This window comes from Streptomyces sp. NPDC101227 (assembly GCF_044767545.1).
Lineage (GTDB): Bacteria > Actinomycetota > Actinomycetes > Streptomycetales > Streptomycetaceae > Streptomyces.
Genome location: NZ_JBIWOD010000007.1, coordinates 291,600 through 305,709, shown reverse-complemented (window position 1 = coordinate 305,709; position 14,110 = coordinate 291,600). Strand labels below are relative to the sequence as shown.

Sequence of the window (14,110 nt, the reverse complement as noted above, 5' to 3'; positions counted from 1 at the left end):
TGCCGGGCCCTCCGCCTTCACGGCTTTTGCCCCGTCGCGGCGCCTGCCCCGCGGCCTCTCCCGCGCGGCCTCGCACCCGGCGCCTTCACGCGCGGCGGCCGCACCGCGGTACCTCACACGCGGTACCTCACGATCCGTACCTCACACGCGAGGAAGCGATTCCGCTTCGATGCCGCCCTCGATGGCGAGGATGCGGTGCAGGCGGGTGGCGACCAGAAGGCGCTGCATCTGGGGCGGCACGCCGCGCAGCACCAGCCGGCGGTTGACCCGGCCCGCGCGACGGTGCGCACCCATGATCACGCCGAGGCCGGTGGCGTCCCAGGAATCCAGCTCGGTCAGATCCAGTACGAGATCGCCATGACCGGAGTCGACGGCGGTGTGCAGGGCCGTACGGGCGTCCGCCGCGCTGCGGACGTCGAGGCGGCCCCCGACGACCAGCTCGACGTGATCGCCCCTGATGTGCATATGCGCTCCCCGATGGATGGGCCCGTTGGTCAATGGGCCTGCTTCCCTTGACGTCTACAGAACTGACTGCCTCTCATGCGGCGAAGTTGCCGCTTGTAAGCGAACCGATACCGAATTCACCCCGCAGGGTGATCGCATCAGGGCCCAGGGCCCTGATGCGGGCTCAGCGGTATCAGTGCTCGTAGAAGCCCTGCCCACTCTTGCGGCCGATATCGCCCGCATCCACCATGCGCCGCATGATCTCCGGCGGCGCGAACTTCTCGTCCTGGGACTCGGTGTAGATGTTGTCGGTGGCGTGCATCAGGATGTCGACGCCCGTCAGGTCGGCGGTGGCCAGCGGTCCCATGGCGTGGCCGAAGCCCAGCTTGCAGGCGATGTCGATGTCCTCGGCGGTGGCCACGCCGGACTCGTACAGCTTGGCCGCCTCGACGACCAGCGCGGAGATCAGCCGGGTGGTGACGAAGCCGGCGACGTCGCGGTTGACGACGATGCAGGTCTTGCCGACCGACTCGGCGAATTCCCGTGCGGTGGCGAGCGTTTCGTCGCTGGTCTTGTAGCCGCGCACCAGCTCGCACAGCTGCATCATCGGCACCGGGGAGAAGAAGTGCGTCCCCACGACCCGCTCGGGGCGGGAGGTGGCCGCGGCGATCTTGGTGATCGGGATGGCGGAGGTGTTGGAGGCGAGCACCGCCTCGTCCTTGGCGAGCTTGTCCAGGGACTGGAAGATCTCCCGCTTGACCTCGATCTTCTCGAAGACCGCCTCGACAACGATATCGGCGTCGGCGACGGCTTCCAGGTCGGTCGTGGTGGTGATCCGGGCCAGCGCCTGCTCGGCGGCCGCCGCCTCCAGCTTGCCCTTGGTGACGAACTTCTCGTACGAGGCCTCGATGCCGCCCTTGCCGCGGGCCAGCGCCTCGTCCGTCACATCGCGGAGGACGACGTCCCACCCCGCCTGGGCGGAGACCTGCGCGATACCGGACCCCATGAGTCCGGCCCCGATGACGGCGAGCTTCCTTGCCACTGCTGTCCCCTAACACCCTGTGCACTTGACGGCTCTACGACACTCTCAAGGCGACGTTAGCGGTCGTGAGCGATCCTTTGGTGCGTTAGAGATGCGCGTCACGCCCGCCCGTCACCCGACCACCGCCCCTCAACGAGGCACTCCGCGCCGCAGCGCACGTTTTCCATGACGGACGTCACACCGGCGGGAGCCCGCAACGGCGCGCAAGACGTCAGTCGGCCACCCGTACGGCGTAGTTGAGGACCTTTTCGCTCAGCATGTCCTCCACCTCGTCGAGCAGGGCGAGGGCCTCGCGGGAGACGGCCGCGGGCTTGCGGCCGGCGATCATCTCGCGGGTGATGGCGGTCATCAAGGTCTGGTGGACCCAGTTGATCTGGCCGGCCATCAGACCGGGCATCGGGTCATCGGCCGGGGCGCCGGTCTCCTGGCGGAGGGTGGCCTCGAGGTTGTCGTGCTGCTCCCGCTGGAGGTCCCACATGCGGGCCTGAAGGTTCGCGGAGCCGTGAACGACCTTCATGAAGCGGTCGTACCCCTCGATGAGCCCCACCTTGGGCGAGACGCTCACCACTTCTTCGCGCAGTTCGCGCAGTACGGCGGCGGCGGCCGACTCGCCCTCGTTGCGGGCCCGGACGAACCGTGACAGCCGGTCGATCAGCCCCGTGCTCCGGTCGAGGAACAGGTCTTCCTTGGCGGGGAAGTAGTTGTAAACGGTGTTGACGGAGACGTTCGCCGCGTCGGCGATCTCCGCGATGGTCACCGCGTCGAAGCCGCGTTCCAGGAAGAGGCCGGTGGCCACGTCCGAGATGTACTGACGCGTCTGCCGCTTCTTGCGCTCCCTGAGCCCCTCTGCCATGCCCTCACCCTACCTTTCACTGGGCTCGGTGAAATTTTGGAGGCATTGCAATTTTGGGGAGACTCTGTTTCTCTGTCCGTCATGCCAGTCATCAGCACGTCCGGACTCGCCCGGACCTTCACCACCAAACGCGGCCCCGTAGAGGCCGTACGCGGCATCGACCTCACCGTCGGCCGCGGCGAGATCCTCGGTTTCCTCGGCCCCAACGGAGCGGGCAAGACCACCACCCTGCGCATGCTCACCACGCTGCTGGCGCCCACCGGCGGCAGCGCGACCGTCGCGGGCTGCGACCTGGCCCGCGATCCCGCAGGCGTGCGCCGCGCCTGCGGGTACGTCGCCCAGTCCGGCGGCGTCGACCCTCAGGTCTCGGTGCGCGAGGAGCTGGTCACCCAGGCCCGCCTCTACCGCCTGACCAAGCCCGAGGCGCACGCCCGCAGCGAGGAACTGGCCGCCGACCTGGGCCTGACCGAGCTGATGGACCGCAAGACCGCCACGCTCTCCGGCGGCCAGCGCCGGCGGCTGGACCTCGCGATGGGCCTCACGCACCGCCCCCTGGTGCTCTTCCTCGACGAACCGACCACCGGTCTCGACCCCGGCAGCCGCGCCGACCTGTGGGACCTGGTCCGCCGTATCCGCGCCGAGCACGGCACCACCGTCTTTCTGACCACCCACTACCTCGACGAGGCCGATGCGCTGGCCGACCGGCTGGTGATCGTCGACAAGGGGGCGGTCGTCGCCGAGGGCACCCCGGACGCCCTCAAACGCGCCCACGCCGGCTCGCCCGACGCCTCCCTCCAGGACGCCTTCCTCGCCATCACCGGGCGCGGCCCCAAGGCCGCCGAACAGCCCGCCCCGCTGTCCGTCTGACACCAACCCCTCGCACCTCAGGAGCACCTCGTGTCCGCTCTTCTCTCCGACACCGCGCTGGTCTTCGGGCGCTACGCCCGCCAGACCCTGCGCTCCCGGCTCCAGATGCTCTTCGGCATCGTCATGCCGCTGCTGTACCTGCTCTTCTTCGGCCCGCTGCTGACCGGTCTGCCGCTGTCACCGTCCGGAGTTCATGGCAGCTCGTGGCAGGTGCTGGTGCCCGGACTGCTGCTCCAGCTCTCGCTGTTCGGGGCCGCGTTCTGCGGCTTCGGCATCATCGTGGAGAAACAGCTCGGGGTCGTGGAGCGGATGCGGGTGACTCCGGTGAGCCGGTCGGCGCTGCTGCTGGGACGGGTGCTGCGCGATGCCGCCCTGTTCGTCTTCCAGGCCGTGCTGCTGGTGCTGGCGGCGCTGGTCATGGGCCTGCGCGCGCCGCTGGGCGGCATCCTCATCGGCTTCGGCTTCGTCGCCGTACTGACCGTGGCGCTGGCGTCGCTGTCGTACGCGCTGGCGCTGAAGGTGAACGCCCCGCAGGAATTCGGCCCGGTCATCAATGCCGTCACGCTGCCCTCGATGCTGCTGTCCGGGCTGATGCTGCCGATGACGCTGGGGCCCAAGTGGCTCGATGTCGCCTCGCACTTCATGCCGTTCCGCTACCTCGTCGATGCGGTCCGGGCGGCGTTCACCGGCGCGTACGCCTCCCCCGCCATGCTCTACGGCGTCCTCGTCGCCCTCGCCTTCGTGGCGCTGGCGACGGCCGTGGGCAGCCGGGCGTTCCGCAGGGCCGCGGCGTAGGCTCGCCCACATGGTGAATCTGACGCGCATCTACACCCGCACCGGCGACAAGGGCACCACCGCCCTCGGCGACATGAGCCGGACCGCCAAGACCGATTCGCGGATCTCGGCCTACGCGGACGCCAACGAGGCCAACGCCGCCATCGGGGTGGCGCTCGCCCTCGGGGGCCTCCCGGGCGAGGTCGCCACGGTGCTGCTGCGCGTACAGAACGACCTCTTCGATGTCGGTGCCGACCTGTCGACGCCGGTGGTGGAGAACCCGGAGTTTCCGCCGCTGCGCGTCGAACAGGCCTATGTCGACAAGCTGGAGGCCGACTGCGACCGCTTCCTGGCCGACCTGGAGAAGCTGCGCAGCTTCATCCTCCCCGGCGGCACGGCCGGCGCCGCGCTGCTCCACCAGGCCTGCACGGTGGTACGCCGCGCCGAGCGCTCCACCTGGGCGGCGTTCGAGGAGCACGGCGAGACGATGAATCCGCTGACGGCCACCTATCTCAACCGGCTCTCCGACCTCCTGTTCATTCTGGCGCGCACGGCCAACAAGGAGGTCGGGGACGTGCTGTGGGTGCCCGGCGGCGAGCGCTAGGGAGCCGGCGTCCTCTCCCGTGACCCGTCCGGGGCCGCGGTCGCCGTGGCCCCGGACGGGTCCTTCTTCTGCCAGATGAGGTACGTGGCGGCGATGACGCCGTGGATGGCGAGGATCCGCAGCGCGGTGAACTGCCAGTCGCGCAGGGAGGCGCTGTCGCCGTCGTCGCCGACGTACCAGATGGCTGTCTGGAGCAGGGCCGCCGCGACGGCCACCATCAGCACCGTACGCAGCCACAGCTTTCCCTCGTGCCGGGCGCGGGCGATGCCGTAGCGCGGGGGCTTGACCGGGGGCGGGCCGCCGGCGAAGCGGTGCGAGAAGTGGCCGTCGATCCAGTTGATCGTGTAGTGGCCGTAGGCGACGGTGTAGCCGATGTAGACGGCGGCGAGGCCGTGCTTCCAGTCCGCCGGGGCGCCGTTCTTCAGGTCGATCGCGGTGACGGTCAGCAGAGCCAGCTCCAGCAGCGGCTCCATCAGGAGCACCGCCGCTCCGGCGCGGGGCATCCGCGCCAGATAGCGCAGCGCCAGGCCGGCGACCAGCAGGACCCAGAATCCGACCTCGCAGACGATGATCAGCGTGACGACCACGGTGGTGCCCTCTCTGCGTTCCGGTTCCTCGTTCCCTTCCAGGCTCGCAGCGGCCGGCGGCCGGTGCGTCGTCGCGGGCGATGATCCGGCACTGCAACTTTCGATGTAGCGGGGTGGCTGCAGGGATGAGGCGGCGCCGGCCCCGCGGCGTGTTGGATGGAGGAGTGCCAGCCCACACCGACCGCACCCCCGCCGCGACCCGCCGGCCGCACCGCATCGATGCGCTCATCGCGGGCGGTGGGCTGCTGTGCGGGCTGCTGCTGTGGACGCTGCATCTGCACGGCGGTCCCCCGCTGTTCGGGCTGCCCCCCTCGCTCACCCTCGTCGCGCTCGCCGCGATGTCGGCGGCCGAGCTGATGCGCCGTACGGCTCCGATGGCCGCGCTGGCCGTCGCCGGCCTGGCACTGACCCTGGACATCTGCAGCGGGACCCTGGTCGCCACGGTCCTGATGTTCACCGATGTGGTCTACGCGGCGGTGCTCTACGGCGGCCCGGCCGCGGCCCGCCGCATCCCCCTCTACAGCGTCCTGCTGACGTTCTTGGCCACCATCACGCTGGCCGCGCTCTGGCACGACCCGCAGGTCGTCATCGTCAGCATCGTCATCGCCCTGGGCACCATCGCCCCGGCCTGGACCGGCGTCATCATCCGTGACCACCGCGACGCCGCCCAGGCCGCCCGGCTGCGCGCCGAGCAGACCGCGCTGCTGGCCGAGATGGACCGGGTGCAGGCGGTGGCCCGGGAGCGGGCGAGGATGGCGCGCGAGCTGCATGACGTGGTCGCCAACCATCTGTCCGCGATCGCCATCCACTCGACCGCCGCGCAGACCATCGACGACCCGGCGGCGACCCGCGAAGCCCTGGGGGTGATCCGCGAGAACAGCGTGCAGGGCCTGGCCGAAATGCGCCGCCTGATCGGCCTGTTGCGGGACGCGAAGGCGGCCGACGGCGGCGACGGTCCGGCCGCGACGCCCACGCTGGAGGGCCTGGAGGCGCTGATCACCCAGGCCCGTACGAACGGCGCACGCAGCGGGCTGTCCTTCGTCCTGGACACCCCGCGGGCCACGCCCCGCCTGGTGGCTCCGGTCGAGCTCGCCGCGTACCGCATCGTCCAGGAGTCGCTGACCAACGCGCTCAAGCACGCCGAGCCGGGCGAGGTCCTGGTCCGGCTCGCCCAGAACGGCGACGGGCCGCTCACCGTGACCGTCCGCAGCCCCTACGCCGACCGGCCGGGCCCCCGCGCGCCCGGTTCCGGTGCCGGGCTGGTCGGGATGCGCGAGCGGATCGCCCTGCTGGGCGGGGAATTCGAGGCCGGCCCCCGTAGCGGGCCGGCCGGCAAGGTCTGGCTGGTGCGGGCCGCGCTGCCCGCCTCCAAGGAGGAACAACGACGATGACGGGCGCCGCCGCACAGCCGATCCGGGTCCTGGTCGCCGAGGACCAGTCCGCCGTACGGGCCGGACTGGTGCTCATCCTGCGCTCCGCCCCCGACATCGAGGTGGTCGGGGAAGCGGTGGACGGCGAGGAGGCGATACGGCTCGCCCGCGAGCTGCGTCCCGCCCTCGTCCTCATGGACATCCAGATGCCCCGGCTCGACGGGGTCTCCGCCACCCGGCGGATCGTCGCCGAGCGGCTGGCGGATGTGCTGGTGCTGACCACCTTCGACCTGGACGAATACGTCTTCGGGGCGCTACGGGCGGGGGCCGCGGGCTTTCTGCTCAAGGACAGCGAAGCGCCCGCACTGCTGGCGGCGGTGCGTACGGTGGCGTCCGGCGAGGGGCTGATCGCGCCGGCCGTGACCCGGCGGCTGATCGCGGAGTTCGCCCGCCCCCATACGGCGGCGCGGCCGGCCCGGGACGGCGCGGGCCCGGATCCCGCCGTCCTGGACGCGCTGACGCCGCGCGAGCGGGAGGTGCTGGGGTGTCTCGGGCGAGGGCTGTCGAACGCCGATATCGCGCTGCGGCTGGCGATGGCGGAGGCGACCGTCAAAACGCATGTCAGCCGGCTGCTGGGAAAGCTGGGCCTGCGCAGCCGGGTTCAGGCGGCCGTACTGGCACAGGAGTTGGGGGTCGACGGGCCTTAGGGGGCGGCCGAACGCATCCCCTAGGGGGTACGAGCGCCCCCTGCGGGGCCACAACGTGGCGGGCTCAGGGGGTATTCCCGTGGCGGGGGAAGCGGACCGGCGTGGGTGGGACTCCCGTGGCCCACAAGGGGACCGGCGTGGGGGGACTCCCCTGGCCCACAAGGTGACCGGCGTGGGTGACGTTCCATGGCCCATAAACTGACCGGCGTGGGTGGGACTCCCGCGACCGACGCACAAGAGGACAGCCGAGGCGCCGCCCGCCTAGGCGACGTTCACCCTCTGCCCGGGAGGTGCCGCTTCCAGCCAGGCCAGGAAGCCGGTGAGGGCGTCCTCGCTCATCGCCAGCTCCAGGCGGGTGCCACGGTGGCCGCAGGCCAGGACGATGGAGTCGGAGAGCAGGGCGAGTTCCTCCTCGCCCTGGGGGGTGCGGCGCTCGAGGACCTCGATGGAGGCGCGCTCGAGGATCCGGCGGGGCCGGGGGGCGTACGAGAAGACCCGGAACCACTCGATGCGGTCACCGTTGTAGCGGGCGACGCCGTAGATCCAGCCCTTGCCGCTGGGGTCGCCGGATTTCTCGGGGTGCTCCGGTACGTTCCAGCGCAGGCTGCAGTCGAAAGTGCCGCCGGACCGCTGGATGAGCCGTCGCCGTAGCCCGAAGACGAACAGCCCCAGCAGCACCAGTACCACGACGATGCCGCTCACAAGCAGAGCGAGGAACATCTCGACCGACCTCCTCGCCTCGGTGGGGGTCCCCCCGGACGGAGACCGGGGGTAGGGAAACGCACCTGCATTGCCTCAGCCGCGGGCCGCTCCGGAGGATTCCGGGCGGCCCGCGGCTGAGGTTCGATCTCGTCGGTGACGGGGCTCAGTGAACGCCCGTCCCCGCACGCAGCCGGACATCGGCACGGCGCTCGGCGGCCGCGTCGGCCTCCGACTTCGCACGCTCCAGCGCCCGCTCCGCGCGCTCGACATCGATCTCGTCCGACAGCTCGGCAATCTCCGCGAGCAAAGACAGCTTGTTGTCGGCGAACGAGATGAAGCCGCCGTGCACCGCGGCGACGACGGTGCCGTCCCCGCTCTCGCCGGTCGTACGAATCGTCACCGGGCCCGACTGCAGCACGCCGAGCAGCGGCTGATGTCCGGGCATGACGCCGATGTCGCCCGACGAGGTGCGCGCGACGACCAGGCTGGCCTCGCCCGACCAGACCTGACGGTCCGCGGCGACCAACTCGACGTGCAGCTCAGCCACGATGGCTCCTCGGGTCTCCACCTGCCTGGCATGGCAGGTGTTGGGTCAAATACTAGTGGTCGTACGGGCCGGGGGCGGCCAGGGCCGCCCCCGGGACCGGTGCCGGGGTCAGGAGACGCCCAGCTCCTTGGCGTTCTTCTCCAGGTCCTCGATGCCGCCGCACATGAAGAAGGCCTGCTCGGGGAAGTGGTCGTAGTCGCCGTCCGCGATCGCGTTGAACGCGGTGATCGACTCGTCCAGCGAGACGTCCGAGCCGTCGACACCGGTGAACTGCTTCGCCACGTGGGTGTTCTGCGACAGGAACCGCTCGATACGACGGGCGCGGTAGACCGTGAGACGGTCCTCCTCGCCGAGCTCGTCCATACCCAGGATGGAGATGATGTCCTGGAGGTCCTTGTACTTCTGCAGGATGGTGATCACGCGCATCGCGCAGTCGTAGTGCTCCTGCGCGATGTAGCGCGGGTCCAGGATCCGGGACGTCGAGTCCAGCGGGTCGACCGCCGGGTAGATGCCCTTCTCCGAGATCGGACGCGACAGAACGGTGGTCGCGTCCAGGTGGGCGAAGGTGGTCGCCGGCGCCGGGTCGGTCAGGTCGTCCGCGGGGACGTAGATCGCCTGCATCGAGGTGATCGAGTGTCCACGGGTCGAGGTGATGCGCTCCTGGAGGAGGCCCATCTCGTCGGCCAGGTTCGGCTGGTAACCCACCGCGGAGGGCATGCGGCCGAGCAGGGTCGACACCTCGGAACCGGCCTGGGTGTACCGGAAGATGTTGTCGATGAAGAACAGCACGTCCTGCTTCTGCACATCGCGGAAGTACTCCGCCATGGTCAGACCGGCCAGGGCGACGCGCAGACGGGTGCCCGGCGGCTCGTCCATCTGACCGAAGACCAGCGCGGTCTTGTCGATGACGCCGGAGTCCGTCATTTCCTCGATGAGGTCGTTGCCCTCACGGGTGCGCTCGCCGACACCGGCGAACACCGACACACCGTCGTGGTTGTTGGCCACGCGGTAGATCATTTCCTGGATCAGAACGGTCTTGCCGACACCGGCACCACCGAACAGACCGATCTTGCCGCCCTTGACGTACGGGGTCAGCAGGTCGATGACCTTGATGCCGGTCTCGAACATCTCGGTCTTGGACTCGAGCTGGTCGAAGGACGGGGCCTTGCGGTGGATCGCCCAGCGCTCGGTGACCTCGGAGGCCGCCTCGGGCTTGTTCAGGATCTCACCGAGGGTGTTGAACACCTTGCCCTTGGTGACGTCGCCGACGGGGACGGTGATCCCGGTGCCGGTGTCGGTCACCGTGGCCTGGCGGACCAGACCGTCGGTGGGCTGCATGGAAATCGCACGGACCAGGCCCTCGCCCAGGTGCTGGGCGACCTCGAGGGTCAGGGTCTTCTTCTTGCCGGCGTCGGCCGGGTCGGAGACCTCGACGGTCAGCGCGTTGTAGATGTCCGGCATCGCGTCGACGGGGAACTCCACGTCGACGACCGGGCCGATGACCCGCGCGACGCGGCCCGTAGCCGTGGCCGTTTCAACAGTGGTGGTCATAGTGGTCAGTCACTCCCCGCGGTCGCGTCGGCCAGAGCACTGGCGCCACCGACGATCTCGCTGATTTCCTGGGTGATTTCGGCCTGTCGGGCCTCATTGGCAAGCCGCGAGAGCGACTTGATGAGCTCTTCTGCGTTGTCGGTCGCCGACTTCATCGCACGACGCGTGGCGGCGTGCTTGGAGGCGGCGGCCTGCAGAAGCGCGTTGTAGATCCGCGACTCGACGTAGCGCGGCAGCAGGGCGTCCAGGACGTCCTCGGCCGACGGCTCGAAGTCGAAGAGCGGAAGGATCTCGCCGCCCTTGGCCGACTCCTCCGACTCCGCCGCCGCCTTGTCCAGGCTGAGCGGCAGCAGGCGGTCGTCGAGCGCCGTCTGCGTCATCATCGAGACGAACTCGGTGGTGACGATGTGGAGTTCGTCCACGCCGCCGTCCGCGGTGTCCTTCTGGACGGCCTCGATCAGCGGTGCGGCGATCATCTTGGCGTCGGCGTACGCCGGGCTGTCGGTGAAGCCGGTCCACGATTCCACGATCTTGCGCTCGCGGAAGCTGTAGTACGACACGCCCTTGCGCCCGACGATGTAGACGTCGACCTCTTTACCCTCGGCCTTGAGCCGCTCGGTGAGCTGCTCCGAGGCCTTGATGACGTTGGCGGAGTAGCCGCCGGCCAGGCCGCGGTCGCTCGTGATGAGCAGCAGCGCGGCCCGGGTCGGGTTCTCCACCTCGGTCGTCAGCGGGTGCTGGGTGTTCGAGCCCGTGGCAACCGCGGTCACCGCGCGGGTCAGTTCACTCGCGTACGGCGTCGACGCCGCCACCTTGCGCTGCGCCTTGACGACGCGCGAGGCGGCGATCATCTCCATCGCCCTGGTGATCTTCTTGGTCGCGGTGACGGAGCGGATGCGACGCTTGTAGACCCGGAGCTTGGCTCCCATGGATCAGGTCCCTTCCGTCGTCACTTGCTGGTGCCGGCCGGGGCGTCCTCGCCGAGCAGCTTGCCGTCCGAGGTCTCGAACTGCCGCTTGAAGCCGTCGACGGCCTCGGCGATCGCACCGATGGTGTCGTCGGACATCTTGGCGCCCTCGCGGATGCTGGTCAGCAGGTCCTTCTTCTCCCGGCGAAGGAAGTCAAGGAGCTCCCGCTCGAAGCGGCGGATGTCCTCGACCGGGACGTCGTCCATCTTGCCGTTGGTGCCGGCCCAGATGGAGACGACCTGGTCCTCGGTGGCGTACGGGGCGTACTGACCCTGCTTGAGCAGCTCGGTCATGCGCTTACCGCGCTCCAGCTGAGCCTTGGAGGCCGCGTCCAGGTCGGAACCGAAGGCGGCGAACGCCTCCAGCTCGCGGTACTGGGCGAGGTCCACGCGGAGCCGGCCGGAGACCTGGCGCATGGCCTTGTGCTGGGCGGAGCCACCGACACGGGAGACCGAGATACCGACGTTCAGCGCCGGGCGCTGGCCCGCGTTGAACAGGTCGGACTCCAGGAAGCACTGGCCGTCGGTGATGGAGATGACGTTGGTCGGGATGAACGCCGACACGTCGTTCGCCTTGGTCTCGACGATCGGGAGACCGGTCATCGAGCCGGCGCCCATGTCGTCGGAGAGCTTGGCGCAGCGCTCCAGCAGACGCGAGTGCAGGTAGAAGACGTCGCCCGGGTAGGCCTCGCGGCCCGGCGGACGGCGCAGCAGCAGGGACACGGCGCGGTAGGCGTCGGCCTGCTTCGAAAGGTCATCGAAGATGATCAGGACGTGCTTGCCCTGGTACATCCAGTGCTGGCCGATGGCCGAGCCGGTGTAGGGCGCGAGGTACTTGAAGCCCGCCGGGTCGGACGCCGGGGCGGCGACGATGGTGGTGTACTCCAGGGCGCCGGCCTCCTCCAGCGCACCGCGCACGGACGCGATGGTGGAGCCCTTCTGGCCGATGGCGACGTAGATGCAGCGGACCTGCTTCTTCGGGTCGCCCGAGCGCCAGTTGTCGCGCTGGTTGATGATCGTGTCGACGGCCAGGGCGGTCTTGCCGGTCTGGCGGTCACCAATGATCAGCTGACGCTGGCCGCGGCCGATCGGCACCATGGAGTCGACGGCCTTGTAGCCGGTCTCCATGGGCTCGTGCACCGACTTACGGACCATGACGCCCGGGGCCTGCAGCTCCAGGGCGCGGCGGCCCTCGGACTCGATCTCGCCGAGGCCGTCGATCGGGTTGCCCAGCGGGTCGACGACGCGGCCGAGGTAGCCCTCGCCCACGGCGACCGAGAGCACCTCACCGGTGCGCTGCACCGGCTGGCCCTGCTCGATGCCGCTGAATTCACCGAGGACGACTGCACCGATCTCGCGCTCGTCCAGGTTCAGCGCAAGACCGAGCGTGCCGTCCTCGAACTTCAGCAGTTCGTTCGCCATCGCCGAGGGAAGGCCCTCGACATGCGCGATGCCGTCACCGGCATCGCTGACCGTGCCGACCTCTTCGCGCGAGGCCGCGTCCGGCTTGTACGCCTGGACGAAGTTCTCCAGCGCGTCCCGGATCTCCTCCGGCCGGATCGTGAGCTCCGCCATCTGGGTTCCCTGCTCTCCTTGTTGGGCCCGAAGTTACTTGCGGGTTTCCGAGGGGCTTGTCCCCTCGGGGGGTTTCCGCTTACGGCCCAACTCGGGCCGCCGTCGTGCTTGTGCTGCGTAGCAGCTGTTGAGTTGGTGGCTGGGTCAGCCGGCCATCCGCCGGGCCGCCTCGTCGAGGCGCTCCGCGATGGTCCCGTTGATGACCTCGTCGCCGATCCGGACCTGGACGCCGCCGAGGACCTCGGGGTCCACGTCGAGGTTCAGGTGGATCTGCCGGCCGTACACCGTGGTCAGCGCGGCGCCGAGGCGCTCCCGCTGTCCTTCGCTGAGGGGCACCGCGGAGGTGACCACCGCGACCACGCGGTCCCGGCGGTGCGCGGCGAGCTTGGAGAGGGCATCGAGTCCCGCTTCCAGGCTACGGCCTCGCGGCTGGCCCACGAGACGGACCACCAGCCGCTCGGTGACCGGGTTGGCCCGGCCGCCCAGCAGCGAGTGCAGCAGCTCCGCCTTGGCCGAGGCCGGTGCGGTGTTGTCCGTGAGCGCGCTGCGCAGCTGAGGGGCCGAGGCGACGATCCGGCCGAACCGGAACAGCTCGTCCTCGACCTCGTCGAGCGCGCCGGAGCGCTGGGCCGCGGCCAGGTCGGCGCTGTAGCCGAGCTCCTCGATCGCGTCCACCAGGTCGCGCGAACGCGACCAGCGGGAGCGGACCATGCCGGAAACCAGCTCGAGGGTGTGGCCGCCGAGCTGGCTGCCGAGCAGCCGCCGGACCAGTTCGGCCCGTGCCTCGCCGGTCTGCGCCGGGTCGGTCAGGACCCGACGCAGCGACACCTCGCGATCGAGCAGAGCGGTGACGGCAGCCAGCTCCTCGGCGAGCTTCGCCGCGTCGACGGAAGCATCGTCCGTCAGCGCGTCGAGCTGCTCGCGTGCGGAGGCGAGTGCCTCGCGGCTCGCTCCGTTCATCGGCCGGCCTCAGCCTTCGTCGCGTCCGACGCCGCCTGAGCCTCGAGCTCGTCGAGGAAGCGGTCGATGGTCCGGCTCTGCCGGGCGACGTCCTCGAGGGACTCGCCGACGAGCTTGCCGGCCAGGTCGGTGGCGAGCGTGCCAACGTCCTGACGCAGTGCCTGCGCGGCCGCCTTCCGGTCCGCCTCGATCTGGGCGTGACCGGCAGCGATGATCTCCTCACGCTGCCGCTGGCCCTCGGCCCGCATCTCGGCGATGAGCGTCGCGCCCTGCTCCTGCGCCTCCTGGCGCAGACGCGCGGCCTCGTGGCGGGCGTCAGCGAGCTGAGCCCGGTAGTCCTCAAGGACCTGCTGGGCCTCGGCCTTCATGGCCTCGGCTTCCTCCATCTGGCCTTCGATCTTGAGCCTGCGCTCGTCCAGAACGTTGTTGATGTTCGGGAGGAGCTTCTTGGCCAGGATGCCGAAGACGATGAAGAAGGCGACGAGACCGATGACCAGCTCTGGAATCGGCGGGACCAGGGGGTTCTCGGGAACCTCCACCGCCATGTTGACCAGGGTCAC

The 14,110-nt window shown here is 69.8% G+C and carries 16 protein-coding genes; 5 read left to right on the top strand and 11 right to left on the bottom strand.

Annotation, left to right across the window (positions count from 1 at the left end):
* Positions 1-141: 141 nt before the first annotated feature.
* The 3 genes from ACIRPT_RS19100 to ACIRPT_RS19090 form a co-directional block, all read right to left on the bottom strand.
* On the bottom strand, positions 142-465 hold the full coding sequence (locus ACIRPT_RS19100; protein ID WP_030065555.1) for an STAS domain-containing protein: 324 nt from the start codon (positions 463-465) through the stop codon (positions 142-144).
* Positions 466-637: 172 nt separating this feature from the next.
* Positions 638-1,486 (bottom strand): 3-hydroxyacyl-CoA dehydrogenase family protein, encoded by an 849-nt coding sequence (locus tag ACIRPT_RS19095; RefSeq protein ID WP_403501628.1) that lies wholly within the window; start codon positions 1,484-1,486, stop codon positions 638-640.
* 211 nt (positions 1,487-1,697) lie between these two features.
* On the bottom strand, positions 1,698-2,339 hold the full coding sequence (locus ACIRPT_RS19090; RefSeq protein ID WP_403501625.1) for a TetR/AcrR family transcriptional regulator: 642 nt from the start codon (positions 2,337-2,339) through the stop codon (positions 1,698-1,700).
* A gap of 81 nt (positions 2,340-2,420) precedes the next feature.
* On the opposite strand from ACIRPT_RS19090, the gene ACIRPT_RS19085 reads away from it, so the two are divergent.
* The 3 genes from ACIRPT_RS19085 to ACIRPT_RS19075 are packed head-to-tail and all read left to right on the top strand — an operon-like array spanning position 2,421 to position 4,584.
* A complete protein-coding gene (locus ACIRPT_RS19085) occupies positions 2,421-3,206 on the top strand; it encodes an ABC transporter ATP-binding protein (protein WP_403828384.1) in 786 nt (261 codons plus the stop codon).
* 30 nt (positions 3,207-3,236) lie between these two features.
* On the top strand, positions 3,237-4,001 hold the full coding sequence (locus ACIRPT_RS19080) for an ABC transporter permease (protein ID WP_403828382.1): 765 nt from the start codon (positions 3,237-3,239) through the stop codon (positions 3,999-4,001).
* Between the two features lie 10 nt (positions 4,002-4,011).
* Positions 4,012-4,584, top strand: a complete 573-nt coding sequence (locus tag ACIRPT_RS19075) for a cob(I)yrinic acid a,c-diamide adenosyltransferase (protein ID WP_403828380.1) — start codon at positions 4,012-4,014, stop codon at positions 4,582-4,584.
* On the opposite strand, the gene ACIRPT_RS19070 is transcribed toward ACIRPT_RS19075, so the two are convergent.
* Positions 4,581-5,171 (bottom strand): hypothetical protein, encoded by a 591-nt coding sequence (locus tag ACIRPT_RS19070; protein WP_403828378.1) that lies wholly within the window; start codon positions 5,169-5,171, stop codon positions 4,581-4,583. The two genes, ACIRPT_RS19075 and ACIRPT_RS19070, sit on opposite strands and share 4 nt — an antisense overlap.
* A 125-nt stretch (positions 5,172-5,296) precedes the next feature.
* On the opposite strand from ACIRPT_RS19070, the gene ACIRPT_RS19065 reads away from it, so the two are divergent.
* Together ACIRPT_RS19065 and ACIRPT_RS19060 are read left to right on the top strand one after the other, a co-directional pair.
* The gene (locus ACIRPT_RS19065; protein ID WP_403828641.1) at positions 5,297-6,562 is read left to right on the top strand and encodes a sensor histidine kinase; all 1,266 of its coding nucleotides are present in this window, start codon (positions 5,297-5,299) and stop codon (positions 6,560-6,562) included.
* Positions 6,559-7,248, top strand: a complete 690-nt coding sequence (locus tag ACIRPT_RS19060; RefSeq protein ID WP_403828376.1) for a response regulator — start codon at positions 6,559-6,561, stop codon at positions 7,246-7,248. The genes ACIRPT_RS19065 and ACIRPT_RS19060 overlap by 4 nt, the downstream gene beginning before the upstream one ends.
* Before the next feature lie 261 nt (positions 7,249-7,509).
* Here ACIRPT_RS19060 and ACIRPT_RS19055 read toward each other — a convergent pair whose 3' ends face one another.
* The 7 genes from ACIRPT_RS19055 to ACIRPT_RS19025 all read right to left on the bottom strand — a co-directional run bounded on the left by ACIRPT_RS19055 (position 7,510) and on the right by ACIRPT_RS19025 (position 14,095).
* Positions 7,510-7,968, bottom strand: a complete 459-nt coding sequence (locus ACIRPT_RS19055; RefSeq protein WP_403501609.1) for a DUF2550 domain-containing protein — start codon at positions 7,966-7,968, stop codon at positions 7,510-7,512.
* Positions 7,969-8,113: 145 nt separating this feature from the next.
* The gene (locus ACIRPT_RS19050) at positions 8,114-8,497 is read right to left on the bottom strand and encodes a F0F1 ATP synthase subunit epsilon (protein WP_403501607.1); all 384 of its coding nucleotides are present in this window, start codon (positions 8,495-8,497) and stop codon (positions 8,114-8,116) included.
* 108 nt (positions 8,498-8,605) lie between these two features.
* Positions 8,606-10,048, bottom strand: coding sequence for a F0F1 ATP synthase subunit beta (gene atpD, locus ACIRPT_RS19045; RefSeq protein WP_403501604.1), 1,443 nt, complete (start codon positions 10,046-10,048; stop codon positions 8,606-8,608).
* Between the two features lie 5 nt (positions 10,049-10,053).
* Entirely contained in the window at positions 10,054-10,977 is a 924-nt protein-coding gene (locus ACIRPT_RS19040; protein WP_403828373.1) for a F0F1 ATP synthase subunit gamma, read from the bottom strand.
* Between the two features lie 20 nt (positions 10,978-10,997).
* The gene (atpA, locus tag ACIRPT_RS19035) at positions 10,998-12,590 is read right to left on the bottom strand and encodes a F0F1 ATP synthase subunit alpha (protein ID WP_403828371.1); all 1,593 of its coding nucleotides are present in this window, start codon (positions 12,588-12,590) and stop codon (positions 10,998-11,000) included.
* Positions 12,591-12,734: 144 nt separating this feature from the next.
* Positions 12,735-13,550: a F0F1 ATP synthase subunit delta gene (locus ACIRPT_RS19030; RefSeq protein WP_403501596.1), complete on the bottom strand. Its 816-nt coding sequence runs from the start codon at positions 13,548-13,550 to the stop codon at positions 12,735-12,737.
* Positions 13,547-14,095: a F0F1 ATP synthase subunit B gene (locus ACIRPT_RS19025; protein ID WP_403502281.1), complete on the bottom strand. Its 549-nt coding sequence runs from the start codon at positions 14,093-14,095 to the stop codon at positions 13,547-13,549. The genes ACIRPT_RS19030 and ACIRPT_RS19025 overlap by 4 nt, the downstream gene beginning before the upstream one ends.
* Between the last annotated feature and the right edge of the window lie 15 nt (positions 14,096-14,110).